This window comes from Acidovorax sp. GW101-11A03, assembly GCF_059424825.1.
Genome location: NZ_JBWKZU010000057.1, coordinates 1 through 16,883 on the forward strand (window position 1 = coordinate 1; position 16,883 = coordinate 16,883).

Annotated in this window: 18 protein-coding genes; 13 read left to right on the forward strand and 5 right to left on the reverse strand. The window is 65.6% G+C overall.

Annotation, left to right across the window (positions count from 1 at the left end; translation table 11 throughout):
• From AC07Z7_RS19840 to AC07Z7_RS19850, 3 genes are all read left to right on the forward strand, one after another.
• Positions 1-451, forward strand: a 451-nt coding sequence (locus tag AC07Z7_RS19840; protein ID WP_494767390.1) for an ABC transporter substrate-binding protein, incomplete at its 5' end; no start/stop codon positions are given.
• A 175-nt stretch (positions 452-626) separates the two neighbouring features.
• Complete coding sequence (locus AC07Z7_RS19845) at positions 627-1,493, forward strand: alpha/beta fold hydrolase (protein ID WP_494767391.1); 867 nt, start codon at positions 627-629, stop codon at positions 1,491-1,493.
• Positions 1,494-1,573: 80 nt separating this feature from the next.
• On the forward strand, positions 1,574-2,041 hold the full coding sequence (locus AC07Z7_RS19850; RefSeq protein ID WP_094287412.1) for a DM13 domain-containing protein: 468 nt from the start codon (positions 1,574-1,576) through the stop codon (positions 2,039-2,041).
• 24 nt (positions 2,042-2,065) lie between these two features.
• On the opposite strand, the gene AC07Z7_RS19855 is transcribed toward AC07Z7_RS19850, so the two are convergent.
• Entirely contained in the window at positions 2,066-2,308 is a 243-nt protein-coding gene (locus tag AC07Z7_RS19855; protein ID WP_055400446.1) for a glutaredoxin domain-containing protein, read from the reverse strand.
• A gap of 111 nt (positions 2,309-2,419) precedes the next feature.
• Between AC07Z7_RS19855 and AC07Z7_RS19860 the strand changes: the two genes are divergently transcribed.
• The 7 genes from AC07Z7_RS19860 (at position 2,420) to AC07Z7_RS19890 (ending at position 9,071) form a co-directional block, all read left to right on the forward strand.
• On the forward strand, positions 2,420-2,986 hold the full coding sequence (locus AC07Z7_RS19860; protein WP_494767392.1) for a lipocalin family protein: 567 nt from the start codon (positions 2,420-2,422) through the stop codon (positions 2,984-2,986).
• On the forward strand, positions 2,983-3,996 hold the full coding sequence (locus tag AC07Z7_RS19865) for an NAD(P)/FAD-dependent oxidoreductase (RefSeq protein ID WP_494767393.1): 1,014 nt from the start codon (positions 2,983-2,985) through the stop codon (positions 3,994-3,996). Before AC07Z7_RS19860 ends, AC07Z7_RS19865 begins: the two co-directional genes overlap by 4 nt.
• An 18-nt stretch (positions 3,997-4,014) precedes the next feature.
• Positions 4,015-4,188, forward strand: coding sequence for a DUF2256 domain-containing protein (locus tag AC07Z7_RS19870; RefSeq protein ID WP_494767394.1), 174 nt, complete (start codon positions 4,015-4,017; stop codon positions 4,186-4,188).
• Complete coding sequence (locus tag AC07Z7_RS19875) at positions 4,185-5,501, forward strand: DASH family cryptochrome (protein ID WP_494767395.1); 1,317 nt, start codon at positions 4,185-4,187, stop codon at positions 5,499-5,501. Before AC07Z7_RS19870 ends, AC07Z7_RS19875 begins: the two co-directional genes overlap by 4 nt.
• Complete coding sequence (locus AC07Z7_RS19880) at positions 5,498-7,060, forward strand: cryptochrome/photolyase family protein (protein ID WP_494767396.1); 1,563 nt, start codon at positions 5,498-5,500, stop codon at positions 7,058-7,060. The genes AC07Z7_RS19875 and AC07Z7_RS19880 overlap by 4 nt, the downstream gene beginning before the upstream one ends.
• A 47-nt stretch (positions 7,061-7,107) precedes the next feature.
• On the forward strand, positions 7,108-7,845 hold the full coding sequence (locus tag AC07Z7_RS19885; protein WP_494767397.1) for an SDR family NAD(P)-dependent oxidoreductase: 738 nt from the start codon (positions 7,108-7,110) through the stop codon (positions 7,843-7,845).
• Between the two features lie 197 nt (positions 7,846-8,042).
• Entirely contained in the window at positions 8,043-9,071 is a 1,029-nt protein-coding gene (locus AC07Z7_RS19890) for a phosphotransferase enzyme family protein (RefSeq protein WP_494767398.1), read from the forward strand.
• Positions 9,072-9,129: 58 nt separating this feature from the next.
• Here AC07Z7_RS19890 and map read toward each other — a convergent pair whose 3' ends face one another.
• From map to AC07Z7_RS19910, 4 genes are all read right to left on the reverse strand, one after another.
• Positions 9,130-9,930 carry a type I methionyl aminopeptidase gene (gene map, locus AC07Z7_RS19895; protein WP_494767399.1) on the reverse strand — a complete coding sequence of 267 codons (801 nt, stop codon included), beginning with the start codon at positions 9,928-9,930 and terminating at the stop codon, positions 9,130-9,132.
• Positions 9,930-10,205: a ParD-like family protein gene (locus tag AC07Z7_RS19900; RefSeq protein WP_094287431.1), complete on the reverse strand. Its 276-nt coding sequence runs from the start codon at positions 10,203-10,205 to the stop codon at positions 9,930-9,932. Before AC07Z7_RS19900 ends, map begins: the two co-directional genes overlap by 1 nt.
• A 374-nt stretch (positions 10,206-10,579) precedes the next feature.
• The gene (locus AC07Z7_RS19905; RefSeq protein ID WP_494767400.1) at positions 10,580-11,131 is read right to left on the reverse strand and encodes a hypothetical protein; all 552 of its coding nucleotides are present in this window, start codon (positions 11,129-11,131) and stop codon (positions 10,580-10,582) included.
• Between the two features lie 166 nt (positions 11,132-11,297).
• The gene (locus AC07Z7_RS19910) at positions 11,298-13,229 is read right to left on the reverse strand and encodes a sigma 54-interacting transcriptional regulator (protein ID WP_494767401.1); all 1,932 of its coding nucleotides are present in this window, start codon (positions 13,227-13,229) and stop codon (positions 11,298-11,300) included.
• Positions 13,230-13,509: 280 nt separating this feature from the next.
• Between AC07Z7_RS19910 and AC07Z7_RS19915 the strand changes: the two genes are divergently transcribed.
• From AC07Z7_RS19915 to AC07Z7_RS19925, 3 genes are all read left to right on the forward strand, one after another.
• Positions 13,510-14,985 (forward strand): benzaldehyde dehydrogenase, encoded by a 1,476-nt coding sequence (locus AC07Z7_RS19915; RefSeq protein WP_494767402.1) that lies wholly within the window; start codon positions 13,510-13,512, stop codon positions 14,983-14,985.
• Positions 14,986-15,060: 75 nt separating this feature from the next.
• A complete protein-coding gene (locus AC07Z7_RS19920; protein ID WP_494767403.1) occupies positions 15,061-15,828 on the forward strand; it encodes a coniferyl-alcohol dehydrogenase in 768 nt (255 codons plus the stop codon).
• A 15-nt stretch (positions 15,829-15,843) separates the two neighbouring features.
• On the forward strand, positions 15,844-16,767 hold the full coding sequence (locus tag AC07Z7_RS19925; protein WP_494767404.1) for an alpha/beta hydrolase: 924 nt from the start codon (positions 15,844-15,846) through the stop codon (positions 16,765-16,767).
• The last annotated feature ends 116 nt before the right edge of the window (positions 16,768-16,883 follow it).

A 16,883-nucleotide genomic window follows, 5' to 3' on the forward strand; every position in this document is an offset into this window, starting at 1 on the left:
GAACAAGCCTGCGGCGGCCTTCATCCAGCGCTACCGTGAGCAGGGCGGGGGTGCGCAGCTGTACAACATCTCGGTGGTGGACCCGACCGAGCTGGTCAAGCTGGCGGGCCTGAAAAACGCGCACGGCCTGGGCATCAGCCAGGTAGTGCCTTACCCCTACCGGCCCCAGTTGCCCGTGGTGCGCGAATACCAGTCGCTGCTCAAGAAATACGCTCCCGAGGCCGAGGTCAACTACACCAGCTTCGAGCAGTTTCTGGGCGCCAAGGTGCTGGTCGAGGCCCTGCGCCGTGCCGGGCCCGCGCCCACGCGCGCCAAGGTCGTCAAGGCGCTCGAATCGCTGCAGAGCTACGACCTCGGCGGCATCACCCTGGGCTATTCGCCCACCAACCGCATCGGCTCACGGTATGTCGAGGTCACCGTAATCGGCAGCAATGGCCGCCTCATGAAATGAACGCGGCTCAAAAAACTCTCCTGGCGTCGTTGTCGCGTCTTGCCGTACTTCCAGTACTGTCTGCGACGCGACGCCTAGCCAGGACCGCTTCGCTGAGTTTTGTGAGCCGCTATCGATCCACAGGTTGTTTTGTACGCAGCCTGCACCCTTCCACTGACTCTCAAGGTTGCCCACCATGACTCCGTTATCACGCTACGCCACCTGCGCTGGCTATGAAATCCACTACACGGAATGGGGTGCGGCAGATGCCCCGGTGGTGATTGCATGGCACGGCCTGGCGCGCACCGGGCGCGACATGGACCCGCTGGCGGCCCACCTCGCGTCGCGCTACCGCGTGATCTGCCCGGACACCCTGGGCCGGGGCCTGAGCCAGTGGGCGCGTGCCCCGCAGGACGAGTACCGCCTGTCGTTCTACGCACGCATTGCGGCCGATCTGTTCGACCAATTGGGTGTTGAGAAAGCGCACTGGGTGGGCACGTCGATGGGCGGCGCCATCGGCACCGTGTGTGCTTCGGGCCTGTTCCAGCCGCAGCTCAAGGGCCGCATCCAGAGCCTGCTGCTCAACGACAACGCCCCGCGCCTGGCCGACGCCGCGCTGGAGCGCATCAAGGCCTATGCAGGCCACCCGCCCGCGTTCGACACCGTGCGGGAGCTGGAGGCGTTCTTCCGTCAGGTCTACACGCCCTACGGCTGGCTCAGCGATGCGCAGTGGTGCCTGCTGACCGAGAGCAGCACGCGCCGCCTGCCCGACGGCCGCGTGACGCCGCACTACGACCCGGCCATGGTGCAGCAGTTCACCCACCACACCAACGACTACCTGATCTGGGACCACTACGACGCACTCGACATCCCCGTGTTGTGCCTGCGTGGCGAAGAGTCGGATCTGGTGCTGCGCGACACCACGGCCGAGATGCTGACCCGGGGCCCCGGCGCGCGCGGCCTGGCGCAGGTGGTGGAGGTGCCCGGCTGCGGCCACGCGCCCGCGCTCAATGTGCCGGAGCACTACGCACTGGTGGATGGCTTTCTGGCCCGCGCATCCTGAGCGGACAGCGGGGAGCTGCGCAGCGTTGAACGCGAGGGCGCGGCGCAGTACATTGGGCTCAGTCCACTGAACCCGTTGCCATGAAACCTCTGCTGCTCATCGCCTCGCACCTGCTTACCCTGGTCATCGGGTTTGCGCTGGGTGTGTATGTGCTGCCGATCCTGATCGCGCCCGACGCCCCCACGCTGCAGCAAATCCAGTCAAGCCAGCCCGCTGCGCAATGGACTGCCACGTTCCGCCGTGACCTGAAAGACAGCGACGCCCTGCACTGGGGCGAAGGCGCCGTGTCCATCAGCCCGCAGGCCATCAGCCTGGTGGGCAAGCTTGCCCCCGGGCCGGACTACAAGCTCTACCTGTCGCCCGAGTTTGTCGAGACCGAGGCAGACTTCAAGCGCCTCAAGCCCCAGATGCTGCGTGTGGGTGATGTGAAAACGTTCAACAACTTCATCGTCCCGCTGCCGCAGGGCGTGGACCCGGCCAAGTTCAACACCGTGATCGTGTGGTGCGAAACCTTCAGCGAGTTCATCACCGCTGCGAAGTACCAATAACCAGGGGAGGGACGAAAGCGGGTGTCACTGGCCGATCTGCGCCAGCGCAGCCTGCAGCCCCGCCAGCCCACCCACGCGCTGGTTGTTGATGAAGATCTGCGGCATCTGCCGCACCGAAGGCCCGCACTTGGCATAAAACGCCAGGCGCTCTGCCTCGTCGTCGATCTTGATTTCCTCAAAAGGCAGCGAACGCGACTGCAGCAGCTTCTTGGCCGAATCGCATTGGGGGCAGGCGGATTTGGAGTAAACGGTGATTTGAAAAGTCATGGGCAGAGTTTACGGGCGGGCCATGGCACCCGCTGCTGCCGGGCTTTGGGCACAGCAGCGTTTGCGGTGGCAGAATACCAATTGGTTTGTTTTGTGACCAATTGGTAATTTATGCCCTTCTTCCTATCCTGCTTCCGCCGCTGCGCCTGGCTCGGGCTGGCCGTGGCGGCGCTTGCCTTGAGCGGCTGCTCGTCCACCCGCCCACCCGAGGGCATCACCCCCGTCACTCCGTTTGACCTGGCCCGCTATGAGGGCCGCTGGTACGAAGTGGCCCGGCTGGACCATTCGTTTGAACGTGGCATGACAGACGTGAGCGCCACCTACCAGCGCCAGGCGGACGGCAGCGTGCGCGTGCTCAACCGGGGTTTTGACACCGGCAAGAACGACTGGCGCCGGGCCGAGGGCAAGGCCCTGTTCACCGGCGATGCCAACACCGCCTCGCTCAAGGTGTCGTTCTTTGGTCCGTTCTACGGCGGCTACCACGTGGCCGCGCTGGACGCCAACTACCAGTGGGCGCTGGTGGTCGGGCCGGACCGCAGCTACTGCTGGATCCTGTCGCGCACCAAGCAGCTGCCCCCTGGCGTGCGCGAACAACTCATCGCCCGTGCAAAGACCTTGGGTATCGACACCCAGGCGCTGATCTGGGTGACCCATGAACGAACCGACCCACAACCATGAGCCTTGCTACGCCAGAAACCATCGCCGTCATTGGCGCAGGCCTGGCAGGCTTGTCGTGCGCGCAGGCGCTGCTGCAGGCAGGCCACACGGTGCATGTGTTCGACAAGTCTCGTGGCCCGTCTGGCCGCATGAGCACCCGCCGCGCTGAAGACGACAACGGCCCCTGGCAGTGCGACCACGGCGCCCAGTATTTCACCGCCCGCGACCCTGCCTTCCGCGCCGAGGTGGCCCGCTGGCAGCAGGCCGGTGTGGCCGCTTTGTGGAATGCCCGGCTGGCCAGCTTTGACGGCAACGCCTGGACCACCCCGGCCACCCCGCTGGAGCGGTTTGTGGGCACACCGCGCATGACTTCGCCCGCCGCCTGGCTGGTGCAGCACCTGGGCGCGACTGCGCTGGCGCAGTGGCAAACCACCGTGCAGCGGCTGGACCACACCGAGGGCGGGTGGGCCATCACCTCGGCAGAACATGGCCTGCACAGCCCGCGTTACAGCGCCGTGCTGCTGGCCGTGCCCGCCCCGCAGGCCGTACCCTTGCTGGCGCCCCTGGCCCCTGCAGGTGCCGCCTTGGCCGCCAGCGCACGCATGCGTGGCAGCTGGGCTGTGATGCTGCGCTACGCAAGCCCTGTGGCCCTGCCGTGGGAGGGTGCGTTCATCAACACCGGCCCCCTGCGCTGGGTGGCGCGCGACAGCAGCAAACCCGGCCGCACGGGGCAAGAAACCTGGCTGCTGCACGCCAGCGCCGAGTGGAGCGAGGCCCATATCGAAGACAGTGCCGATGCCGTTACGGCCGCACTGCTCGCCGCTTTTGCAGCTCTCGGGGGCCCTGCGCCCGTTGCGGCCACCGCCCACCGATGGCGCTATGCCGACACTGAACCCGCGCTCACGCAGGGCAGCTGGTGGGATGCGCAAATGCGCCTGGGCCTGTGTGGCGACTGGTTGCACGGCGGCAAGGTCGAAGGCGCGTGGCTCAGCGGGCGTGCGCTGGCGCAGCAGGTGTTGCTGCCTGCGTAACCCACCCACAGGCCCGCCATGCGCATGCGCAAAAAATCAGACCTTCCGCAAAAGCAGTGCATGCACTGCGGCCTGCCCTTCACCTGGCGCAAGAAGTGGGAGAAGGTGTGGGACGAGGTGAAGTACTGCTCCGACCGCTGCCGCAACGAACGCAAGCGTGCGGGCAAGGCAGCAGAGGAGGGCGCTGCATGAGCACCGTGCTGTTCTGGTTTCGCAATGACCTGCGCCTGCTCGACCAGCCCGCGCTGCACGCGGCACTCGCCAGCGGTGCCACGCACCTGCTGCCCGTGGTGTGCCTGCCAACGCCCAATGAATCCACGCCCTGGGGATTTGCCCGTGTGGGCCCACACCGGCGCGCCTTCACCGCTGCAGCACTGCGCGGGCTTCATCAACAGACGAGTGCATTGGGCAACCCGCTGCTGATCTGTCAGACCCCACCCGCCACCGCCTTGCCCCAACTGGCCCAGGCCGTGAGTGCGACCACCGTAGTGTGCGAAGACATCGCAGCCCCCTACGAGCAGGCCGAGGTGGCCGCACTGCGCGCAGCAGGCCTGCAGGTGCGCACCGTCTGGCACAGCAACCTGCTGCCCCCGGCGCGCATGCCCTGGCCTGCCTCTGACCTGCCCGGTGTGTTCACTTCGTTTCGCCAAAAGATCGAGCGTGCAGGCATCACCCCCGCTGCACCACTGCAAGCACCCGCCCTGCTGCTGCCGCCGCCCCAAGTGCCTGCACCCGTGTTGCAGGCCGTGGGCGCAGAGCAGGGCGCTGCCAGCATCCAGCAACCCACACCGCCCCAGGGCAGCGATGCCCGCTCGTCCTTCCCCTACGGCACGCCTGCTTGCGATGGCAGCGAGGCCGCCGCGCTGGCCCACCTGGCGCAGTACCTTGCCCGCAAGCTGCCCCACAGCTACAAGGCCACGCGCAACGGACTCACGGGGCTGGACTACTCCAGCAAGTTCTCGCCCTGGCTGGCCACGGGGGCGCTCTCGCCGCGCCAGATCTATGCCGATCTAAAAACCTTTGAGCGCGACCACGGTGCCAACGATGGCACCTACTGGCTGTGGTTTGAGCTGTTGTGGCGCGACTACTTTCGGCTGCTGCATCTGCAATACGGCGCAGCCCTGTACCAAGCGCGTGGGCTGTCAGAACTGCCACCCGCCCGACACAACCCGCGCGGCTTTGAGCGATGGTGCCGGGGCGAGACCGGCGAGCCGCTGGTCGATGCCGCCATGCGCGAGCTGGCCGCCACCGGGTATCTGAGCAACCGCCTGCGCCAAGTGGTGGCCAGCTACCTGATCTACGACCTGCACAGCGACTGGCGCGCTGGCGCCGCGTGGTTTGAATCGCAACTGGTGGACTACGACGTGTACAGCAACCAGGCCAACTGGCTCTATATCGCCGGGCGCGGCACCGACCCGCGCGGGGGCCGCCGCTTCAACCCCATCAAGCAGGCGCAAGACCACGATGCCGAAGGCAGCTACCGCCGCCTATGGGGCACGGCATGAGCACGCCACAACCCTCTACCCAAAAGCGTGCCCACACGCTGCGCCTGCTTCTGGGCGACCAGCTCAACCCCGAGCATTCATGGTTTGCAACGCAGGACGAGGGCGTGGTCTATGTGTTGATGGAAGTGCGGCAAGAGACCGACTACGTGCTGCACCACGCGCAAAAAATCCTCGCCATCTTTGCCGCCATGCGCGACCTGGCCCGGCATCTGCGCGAGGCGGGGCACCGCGTGCGCTACGTGGCGATTGACGATGCCAGCAACCGCCAGTCGGTGCCTGACAACCTGGCCGCCCTCATGGCCCACTACGGTGCGCACACGCTGCAATACCAGTACCCCGACGAATGGCGGCTGGACGAGCAACTGCGCACCTGGGGTACACAGCAAAGCTTTGCCGTGCAGGTCGTCAGCAGCGAGCACTTCTACACCACCCGCACCGAAATGGCCGAGGTGTTCCAAGGCCGCAAGCAGTGGCTCATGGAGCACTTCTACCGCCGCATGCGCCAGCGCCACAGCGTGCTGATCGACGAGGCTGGCGAGCCCGAAGGTGGCCAATGGAACTACGACCACGACAACCGCAAGCCTTGGCCCGGCACGCCCGCATTGCCGCCCGACGCCCGCCCCACGCACGACCACAGCGCCCTGTGGGCCACCATCCAGGCCGCAGGCGTGCAGAGCTTTGGCAACCCGCAGGCCCATGCACTGCGCTGGCCGCTGAACCGGGCCGAGGCGCTGGCCTGGCTGGATCACTTCATCACCACCACGCTGCCGCACTTTGGCGCGTATGAAGACGCCATGAGCACAAAGAGCAGCAGGCTCTTTCACTCCCTGCTGTCCTTTGCCATCAACACCAAAATGCTGCGCCCGCAAGAGGTAGTGCAACGCGCCCAAGCCGCCTACCACGCAGGCGCTGCACCTCTGCCTGCGGTGGAGGGCTTCATCCGCCAGATCCTCGGTTGGCGAGAATACGTGCGCGGCATCTACTGGGCACACATGCCCGGCTACGACGAGCGCAACGCCCTGGGCCACAGCACATCACTGCCGGAGTGGTTCTGGACGGGCAAGACCCGCATGCGCTGCATGCAGCACGCCGTGGGCCAGTCGCTGGAGTTTGCGTATGCCCACCACATCCAGCGCCTCATGGTCATCGGCAACTTTGCACTGCTGGCGGGGCTTGACCCGGCCGCCGTGCACCGCTGGTACCTGGGCGTGTACATCGACGCCTTTGAATGGGTAGAAGTGCCCAACACCGTGGGCATGAGCCAGTTTGCCGACGGCGGCCTGCTGGCCACCAAGCCCTATGTGAGCAGCGCCGCCTACATCGACCGCATGAGCGACTACTGCGGCGGCTGCCACTACGACAAGAAGCTCAAGGTGGGTGACCGCGCCTGCCCCTACAACGCGCTGTATTGGGACTTTTTTGCGCGCAACGAAGGCACGCTGGGCAACAACTTCCGCCTTGGCATGGTGTACCGCCAGTTGCAGAAGATGCAGGGCCCGCAGCTCGATGCGCTGCGCGAGCATGCGGCCAGCCTGCGCACGCGGCTGGATGCGCTGTAGCCCGCTTGCCGAACTACCCAGCGACACCTTCACCGCAGAGCCAAGCCATGTCTCAAGCACAACCCGGCGCAAGCCCGTTCACCTCTTTGCAGTCATTGCCCGAGGGCTATCGCGCCATCGTCATCGGCTCCACTGGTGCCATCGGCAGTGCCTTCCTCGCCCACCTGCAGGCTGATCCGCGCTGCGCACTGGCCGTGGGCCTGGGCCGCCACACCAGCCCGGCGGTCGATCTGGATGACGAAGCCACCATCGCCGCCGCCGCCCAGCAGCTCAAGGCCCAAGGCCCGTGGCACTGCATCATCCACGCCGCAGGCCTGTTGCACGGCCCCCACGGCATGCCTGAAAAGCGTTTGGGCCAGTTGAATTACGCGCAGATGGAGGCCACCTTCCGCACCAACACCTTCGGCCCCGCTCTCGTGCTGGCCCACTTTGCCCCCCTGTTGCCCAAACAGGGGCGCGGCCTGCTGGCCGTGCTCTCGGCCAAGGTGGGCAGCATTGGCGACAACCGCCTGGGCGGCTGGTACAGCTACCGCGCCAGCAAGGCCGCGCTCAACATGCTGGTCAAAACGGCGTCCATCGAAGTGGCCCGCATCCATCCGCAGGCCGTGCTGGTGGCGCTGCACCCAGGCACCGTCAACTCAGCGTTGTCGGCCCCTTTCAATGGCGCAGAAATAGGCCGCCCGGCGGCGGATGCGGCGGGCGACATGCTGCGGGTGCTGGATGGGTTGCCGGTGGAGGAAACGGGGTGCTTTTACGCTTACAGCGGCGACAAGCTGCCGTGGTGATGGCGACGTGGATTGCTATGGTTTTGATACTGATAGCTCAATACCAGCGGGCGGTGGCAGCCCTTTTTAGTATTTTTTTGTGACGTGGCTGTTTTCCCGCTAGTACCAGCCTGAGTAGTTCAGCCAAAACGTCGGGGTGCAACCCTGTCGAGCCGCGTCGCACGGGTGCTTCATGCTGCATCCATGGAGAATGCCGCATGCTTTCACCCACCTCCCGTGACCTCAACCTGGTTGTCTCCCACACCACAGCCGCTGCCTCTGCCGTGAGTGATTGGGTGGCGCGGCACTACGGCCTGCCAGTGCAGCAGTGCTACCTGATCCGCCGCAACCTCAACGACAACTACGCTGTGCGGGCCACGGAAGGCAGCCGCTACGTGGCGCGGCTTTGCGCCATTCGGCCGCGTGGCGCGTTCAATGTGGATTTTGAGGTCGCGTTGCTGGCCCACCTGCACGCACAGGGCGTGGGCGTGGCCACGCCGGTGCTGGCTGCGAACGGTGCTGCCAGCATTACCCTGCCGTTCCCCGAGGGGCCGCGTGCGCTGGTCTTGTTTCGCCACTGCGATGGCGCCGTGCCCGATACGCCCGAAGAACTGCATCTGACCGGCGCCACGCTGGCGCAGATTCACCGCGCCGCGCAAAGCTACGCAGGCCCCGCAAGCCGCTATGTGCTGGACGGCCACCATCTTGCAGGCCGCACGCTGGACTACCTTGCCGCCCATCCCGAGCTGGACCCTGCCGTGCTCGATGCCTACTGGCAACTGATTGAGCGCCTTCTGAGCGAGCTGGCGGAAGTTGAGGGCACCTTGACCCGCGTGATGTGCCACGGCGACACGCATGGCTTCAACAACCATGTGACCACCGATGCCGATGGTGTGCAGCGCGCCGCCTTCTTTGACTTTGACGACGCCGGGCCAGGGTTCCTGGCCTATGACCTGTGTGTGTGGCTGTGGTCGAACCTGCCGCGCAAGGCCCCCATGGAGCCTGACGACGCCTTGCTCAAGCGCTGGCAGCAGTACTTGGCTGGCTACCGCGCGGGGGGCGGCCTTGTCACCGATGCCGACCTCGCCGCCTTGCCGCTCTTCGTGCAATTGCGGCACCTGTGGAACATGGGGGAGGGCGTGGCGCGCATCCACCACTGGGGCGCCAACATGATGTCTGCCGACTGGATCAAGAAGCAGCTCGATGTGATGGCCGCTTGGGCCCCGCTGCAATTGCCCAGCGCCTGATGTTCCCTGGCCCCGCAAGGGCGCTGGGCTCTGCACCCACTTTGCAGCGCCAGTTTGGCTAAACCGCCGGATAAGCCCCCGTGCCTCCCGGCCACGCCGTCAGCACCTCATAGCCGCTGTCCGTCACCGCCACCATGTGCTCCCACTGGGCCGAGAGCGACCGGTCCTTGGTCACCACCGTCCAGCCATCGGCCAGCTCCTTGGTTTCATGCTGGCCTGCGTTCAGCATGGGCTCGATGGTAAAGACCATGCCCGCCTCCAGCCGCAGCCCCTGGCCGCGCCGCCCGTAGTGCAGCACCTGGGGCTCATCGTGGTACACGGTGCCAATGCCGTGGCCGCAGTACTCGCGCACCACGCTGAAGTTCTCGCGCTGCGCCACGGTGGCAATCGCATGGCCCACATCGCCCAGTGTGGCGCCGGGTTTTACCTCGCGGATGCCTGCGCACAGCGCCTCGTACGTGGTGCGCACCAGCCGCTGGGCCAGCACGCTGGGCGTGCCCACGCAGAACATGCGGCTCGTGTCGCCGTACCAGCCGTCTTTTTCCACCGCCACATCAATGTTCACGATGTCGCCCTTCTTCAGCATCTGCTGGGGCGAGGGGATGCCGTGGCACACCACGTGGTTCACCGAGGTCAGCACCGTCTTGGGGTAGCCCAGATAGCCCACATTGGCAGGCCGCGCGCCCTGCACGTTCACGATGTGGTCGTGGCACAGGCGGTCCAGCGCGTCGGTGGTCACGCCCGGCACCACATGCGGCTCGATCATGGCCAGCACCTCGGCCGCCAGCTGCGCGGCCCGCCGCGCCATCACGAGTTCTTCAGCCGAGCGGATCGGCACCCCACGGTCAGCGCGTGCCATCAGTGCGGCTGCTTTCTGGCGCGTGCGGTGGGAGCGTCTGCAGCAGGCTTGCTGTCCAGCTCACCCCGCGCCGCCAGCGCCACGTCCAGCCCACCCGCCAGCTCGGCCCGCACCAGCATCTGGCAAATCTCGCGGTGGTCCAGGTCGGGGTACATCTCGGCCAGCATGCCTACACGCATCCAGTGCTCGGCCTGTGAGTTGATGGAACGGCTCAGCGCCGTACTGGCCAGACGCAGGTTTTCGTGCATCTGGTCGGAAATTTTGACTATGCCCATGGGTGCTGCCTTTAAGCGAAACGTATTTGAATTGTATATGTTTCGCATAATTTGAGAGTGTGCGGCACCCAGGTACCGTCAGTTCAACTTTTGCAACCCTGGTCAACGGTGCCGAGATTGGTCGCCCGACTGCCGGTGCCGCTGGAACAAGCTGCAGATGCGGGAAGGGTTGCCAGTGAGAAGAGTGGGCAGCTTCTACGTTTACACAGATGACCGGCTGCTATCGTGAATGCAGCGTGGTTTGCTATGATTTTGATACCGCATACGCCGATCTATCAAGCGCTAGCAGGCATTTGGGCCAGAACTCCAATGCTGGCTTCGTCAGACATGACTACCGCAGCGTGGAGAGATTGCTGCAAGTACGAGAAGGCGTCTTACTCCGTTCCTTCAGATTTCTTGGCACACCATTCAGAGTATGGGAGTTTGGACTTGCTGCTGCGGTACTCGGCCATGAGGTCGAGCTGTCGATCAAAGCCGACTTCTTTACGTTGCAACGACAAGAAGCGGTCCTCTTTCTGCTCTCTGGTTTGAAGATAGGCGACTGAGCGAAAGCCGTTCATCTTCCACTCCCCTTTTCTCAAGGGATAGGGGCCCGGAGTGCCTTTTCGTCTGGGCATGTGGCCAAGTTGAATGAAGGACATCTCGATCATGGTTCCAGCCAGTACCCCAACGATCTCATCTATCGAATCTGCCAGATCCAGATCCTTTTTGCCGTTTTGTAAACATCGAGACACCTCCTGCATCCATTCGTCGTCATAGATCTCTACGGAGTCTCTTACGGATAGCTCAACCGCTTTTAATGTCCGGTCTGCATATTTACGCCAAGTTCCGAGGTGATTGGATTCTTTCAGTGCGTACCACGCACCACTTCCAAAAAGATCTTCGAGCGCAGATTTCACGGAGAGATATTTGGTGTATTCGTTCATGACGAGGCTGCAATGGTTGGTTAGTTCTCTCAACACGCCATTCGACGGGTCAACCCATCGTTCAAGTCGAGCAGTTGTACCGCTAGTTGTTCTGAAGGCAGATGCGACCTTTTTGGACCGTTGAAGATGGGTTTTCGCAGTCGCACTTGTGCAGCCCGACTTCGCGTCATCGCCACCCAATCCCAAACTTCTTAACCCGATAAGCCATCGTCGCCCGGCTAATCCCCAGCAACCGCCCAGCCAGCGCCACATTCCCCCCCGCGCTTTGCAACGCCTGCCGCAGCATTTGCTCTTCCGCCTGGTGCAGCGGTGCCACCACCGGCGCAGCGGCTGGCGGTAGCGCCACACCAGCCCGCGCACTCGCTGCGGCTTGCGGACCCTGCATCGCAGCAGCCCCCACACCCGCCACTCCCTGCGCATGCAACGTCCCCCCGCTGTTCCCCTGCAAGTGCAGCGACATCACCCCGCCGCCACTTTGCTCACCGCCTGCAAACAGGTGGTGCGGCTCAATGGGTTCGCCATCCGTCGCCAAGATCACCGCCCGCTCAATCAGGTTCTGCAGCTCGCGGATGTTGCCGGGGAAGGGGTAGTGAAACATCGCCTTCACGGCCGCCTGGCTAAAGCCGGGCACCTGCCGCTGGTGCTTGCGCTGGTAGTGGGCCAGGAAGTGGCTCATCAGCAGGGGGATGTCGTCGCGCCGGTCGCGCAGCGGGGGCAGGTGGATGGGGAAGACGTTGAGGCGGTAGAACAAGTCTTCGCGGAAGGTGCCTTCGCGCACGGCCTGGCGCAGGTCCACGTTGGTGGCGGCCACCAGGCGCACGTCCACGCGCACGGTGCGGGTGCCGCCCACGCGCTCCACCTCGCCTTCTTGCAGGGCGCGCAGCAGCTTGCCCTGGGCCACCAGGCTGAGCGTGCCGATTTCGTCGAGGAAGAGGGTGCCGCCGTGTGCGCGCTCAAACCGGCCGGGGCGCGATGTGCCTGCGCCGGTGTAGGCGCCGCGCTCCACGCCAAAGAGTTCGCTCTCGACCAGCGTCTCGGGGATGGCCGCGCAGTTGATGGCCACAAAGGGCTGGCTGCTGCGGGGGCTGATGCGGTGGAGCATGCTGGCAAACATCTCCTTGCCCACACCCGATTCCCCGGTGAACAACACGGTGGCAGCGGTGGGGGCCACGCGCTGCAGCATGTGGCAGGCGGCGTTGAAGGCGGATGACGCGCCGACCATGGTGGCGTTTGCCGTGGGGTCGGCGGCGGTGCCTGCGTTGCCGGATGCCGCCTTGCCCGGTGGCACGCCCAGGTAGGTGGTGCGTGTCTTGGCCCGCGCGCCTTCTGGCATGGAGGGGGGCAGCGTTGCGGGCGGGGTGCCCACAAAGTCCTGGGCGTTCAGGTAGAACAGGTCTTGCTCGGGGTCATCCCACAGTTCGGCCGATTTGCCCACCACGCGGCAGTGCGCTGCGCCGGAGGAACGGCAGTCCACCTCGCGAAAGACGATCATGCGGCCGAACAGGGTGCTGACGTAGCCTGTGGCGTAGCCCACCTGCATCCAGCACGCGGGCGAGCCGCCCACGCCATAGGCGGCGATGTGCTCGTCGTCTTCGCTGGAGTTGTGCCAGATGAACTCGCCGTCGTATTCGCCCAGCTCGGCGTTGTAGCGGGCATGCACCACCTCCACCTGCACCACGCCCTCCAGCGCGTGCAGGCGCGTGCCTGCCATGGCGGCGGCGGTGGGTTCGGCGTCGGGCCATTGCTGGCGCACCAGGCGGGCGTCGCGCGCGCCGCTCACATAGCCCGCACGGGTGAGCAGGCCGCGTGCCTTGTCCAGGCCAATGCTGTCGATCAGCTCGCGCCGCAGCGAGCCCAGGGCCTCGGAGTGCAGCAGGATCATGCGCTGGTCTTGCAGCCAGATGCGCCCGTCGCCGGGGGAGAAGAACAGGCATTCGCTGATGTCGGCCACCGTGGGGTGGGTGTGCTGGCTGATGCCATGGGTGTCAAACCCGCCCAGGGCGCGGGGGGCTTCGGCAGGCACGGTGCCCAGCAAGGCCTGGCCTTGGCCCACGGCGGTGCGGTGCAGGTCGGCCAGAGAGATGCGGCGCTTCGGCATGGGGGCCTCCGGTGGTGGATCAGAAAGTGATCAAAAAGTGATCATTTGATCAATCTTTGCAGTGCCATTTGTTTATGAATGGTAACTATTTGGTGGCAAAAAGTCGCCCGTGCCAGCAGTTTTTTGGCCTAGGGAAAGTCCGTAGCGCTCCCTCTCAAAAAGCCCGTTTTTCAGGCGGTTTGGGGCTTGGTGGCAGGCGGCGCTGGTACGCCCGTTGCAATTTCTGACCACGCCGCTGCAGCCATGCGGTGGGTTTTGATTTCAACCAAGGAGCAATGCAATGGGTGTTTCAGAAAAACCAGGCCTGCTGGACAACCGCCTGTGGGCGGGCAAGGCCTTTGATGGTGCATGGTCTACCGCGCTGAGCACGGCGCGTGATGCGGTGGAGCCCGCTACGGGCCAGGTGTTCAGCCGCGTGGGCATTGCCAGTGCGGCCGACATGCAGGCCGCCATTGGCCGTGCGCAGCAGGCCCAGGCCGCGTGGGCGGCCACGGGGCCGCGCGAGCGTGCAGCCGTGTTCCACCGTGCGGCCAGCATTTTTGAGCAGCACTTTGACGAGCTGGCCATGGCGGTGGCCCGCGAAACCGGAGGCATCGTGCCCAAGGGCCAGCACGAGGTGCGCGAGGCCATCACGCTGTGTCATCTGGCCGCAGCCCTGCCCATGCAGGCCCAGGGCCAGGTGCTGCCCAGCACGCCCGGCCGCCTGTCGATGGCGCGGCGCGTGCCTCACGGAGTGGTGGGGGTGATCTCGCCGTTCAACTTCCCGCTCATCCTGGGCCTGCGCTCGGTGGCCCCGGCGCTGGCGCTGGGCAATGCGGTGGTGCTCAAGCCAGACACGCGCACGCCAGTGAGCGGTGGCTTCATCATGGCCCGCGTGTTTGAAGAAGCGGGCCTGCCCAAGGGGCTGCTGCAGGTGGTGCCCGGCGATGCCGAGGCGGGCGAGGCGCTGGTGGTGGACGAGCGCGTGCCCATGATCGCCTTCACCGGCTCGCCCACGGTGGGCCGCCGCATTGGCGCGCTGGCGGGGCAGCACCTGAAAAAGGTGTCGCTGGAGCTGGGCGGGGCCAACAACCTCATCATTCTGGAAGACGCCGACCTGGACGCCGCCGCCAGCGCCGCCGCGTTTGGCGCGTGGTTCCACCAGGGGCAGATCTGCATGGCATCCAACCGCATCCTGGTGCACGAGTCGATTGCCGAAGGCATCCTGCAACGCATGGTGGGCAAGGCCACGCACCTGCCCGTGGGCGATGGCGCCAGCGGCCAAGTGGCCCTGGGGCCGATGATCGATGCCAAGCAACTGCAGCGCTTTGACCAGGTCATCCAAGACAGCGTGGCCCAGGGCGCCAAGCTCGAAGCGGGCGGCACCTACGAAGGGCTTTGCTACAAGCCCACGGTGCTCTCGGGCGTCAAGCCCGGCGTCCGTTCGTTTGACGAAGAGCCTTTTGGCCCGGTGGCCAACCTCGTCACCTTCCGCACCGACGACGAGGCCGTGCAGCTGGCCAACACCAGCCAGGGCGGCCTGGCTGCCGCCGTCATCAGCCCCAGCGTGGGCCGCGCCATGGCCATCGGCCAGCGCCTGCGCGCAGGCATGGTCCACATCAACGACCAGACGGTGAACGATGAATGCACCAACCCCTTTGGCGGCCCCGGTGTGGGTGGCAACGGGGGCAGCGTGGGCGGGCCTGCTGACATTGATGAATACACGCAGTGGCAGTGGATCACCGTGAAGGACGCACCACCCGCATTCCCGTTCTGACATCGCAAGCCCTCGGTGCGGTTGGGCCGCTCCGAGGGCTTGTGCCCCCCCCACAAAAATCAGGAGACAACTTTCATGACCCTACACAACAAAACCATCGTCGTCACCGGCTGCTGCTCCGGCATCGGCGCAGACTTTGCCAAGCTTGCCCGCCAGCAGGGCGCCCGCGTGATCGGTGTGGACCGCAATGCGCCCACGCTCACGCTCGACGGCTTTGTGCAGGTGGACCTGGGCGACCCGGCCGCCATCAACGATGCCGTGGCCCAGCTGCCTGCCAAGGTGGATGCGCTGGCCAACATTGCGGGGGTGCCCGGCACATCGCCCGCCGAGCTGGTCGGCCGCGTCAACTACCTGGGCCTGCGCCACTTCACACACCGCGTGCTGGAACGCATGGGCGAGGGTGGTTCCATCGTCAATATCTCCTCCATCCTGGGGGCCGAGTGGCCCCAGCGTCTGGAGCTGCACCGCGCACTGGGTGCCACCACCAGCTTTGACGAAGGCGCCAAGTGGCTGGCCGCCCACCCCGTGCCGCAGGAGACCTGCTACCAGTACTTCAAGGAAGCGCTGATCGTCTGGACCTACACCCAGTCGCAAAAGATCTTCATGGAGCGCGGTGTGCGCATGAACTGCGTGGCCCCCGGCCCGGTGTTCACGCCCATCCTGGGCGACTTTGTGCAGATGCTGGGCCAGGAGCGGGTGGAGAAGGACGCCCACCGCATGAAGCGCCCGGCGTTCAGCGACGAAGTGGCGCCCGTCATCGCCTTCCTGTGCAGCGACGCGGCACGCTGGGTGAGCGGCATCAACCTGCCGGTGGATGGCGGGCTCGCTTCCACCTACCTCTGAGCGAAGGGGCCGCACATGTCCGCACAACAGCTGGAGGCCATCTTGCAGATGGCCGCACAAAACCCACCGCCACCGCAAGCCACCCCCGCGCAACTGCGCGCGTGGTTTGACGCCAGCAACTCGCAAATGCCCCTGGCCCAGGGGCTGCCCATTCAGGCGCTGCGCATCCCCAACGGCGCAGGCGGCACCATGGCAGCCGAGTTGCTGAGCACCTTGCAGGCCAACCCGCGCAAGCTGGTCATCTATTACCACGCGGGCGGCTTTGTGTTCGGCTCGCTCACATCACACAGGGCGCTGTGCTCGTACCTCGCGCAGTTCTGCGGCGCGCAGGTGCTCAATGTGGACTACCGCCTGGCGCCCGAGCACCCAGCCCCCGCTGCGCACGACGACGCGCTGGCCGCGTACCAGTGGGCGCTGGACCAGGGCTATGCCGCGTCGGCCATCGCGCTGATGGGCGATTCGGCGGGCGGCAACCTGGCCTTGTCCACGGCAGTGCATGCCCGCAACCTGGGCCTGCCCCTGCCTGCAGCCATCGTGGCCCTGTCGCCCGCGCTGGACCTGGCGTCCGAAGGCGCGTCCCACCACACGGTGGACGACCCGTTCATCACGCGCGAACTCATGGGGTTTTTCAACGCCATGTATGTGCCCAGTGGCGATGTGCGTTCGCCCACCGTCACCCCGTTCTACAGATCCGATCTGCAGGGCCTGCCATCCGTGCAACTGCAGGTGGGTGGCCGCGAGCGCCTGCGCGACGATGCCGTGACCATGGCCGCGCGCTTGAAGGCGGCGGGTGTGGACGCGGACTGCACCGTGTGGGACGGCATGGTGCATTGCTGGCAGCTGTTCGCGCCCGTGCTGGATGAAGCGCTGGCCTCGCTGGAGCAGGCGGGGCGGTTCATTGCCGCGCACCAGCGCACGGCAGTGGCTGCGGCTGCATAGCGCAGCGGCGCCCAACCCCCACCACCCCAAAAGGCCGACGCGTTGGCCGCGCCCCACCGGTACAGGCCGGGGCGTGAGCCTGCGCGCCGTACAGGCCGACGACTGATCTCATCTGA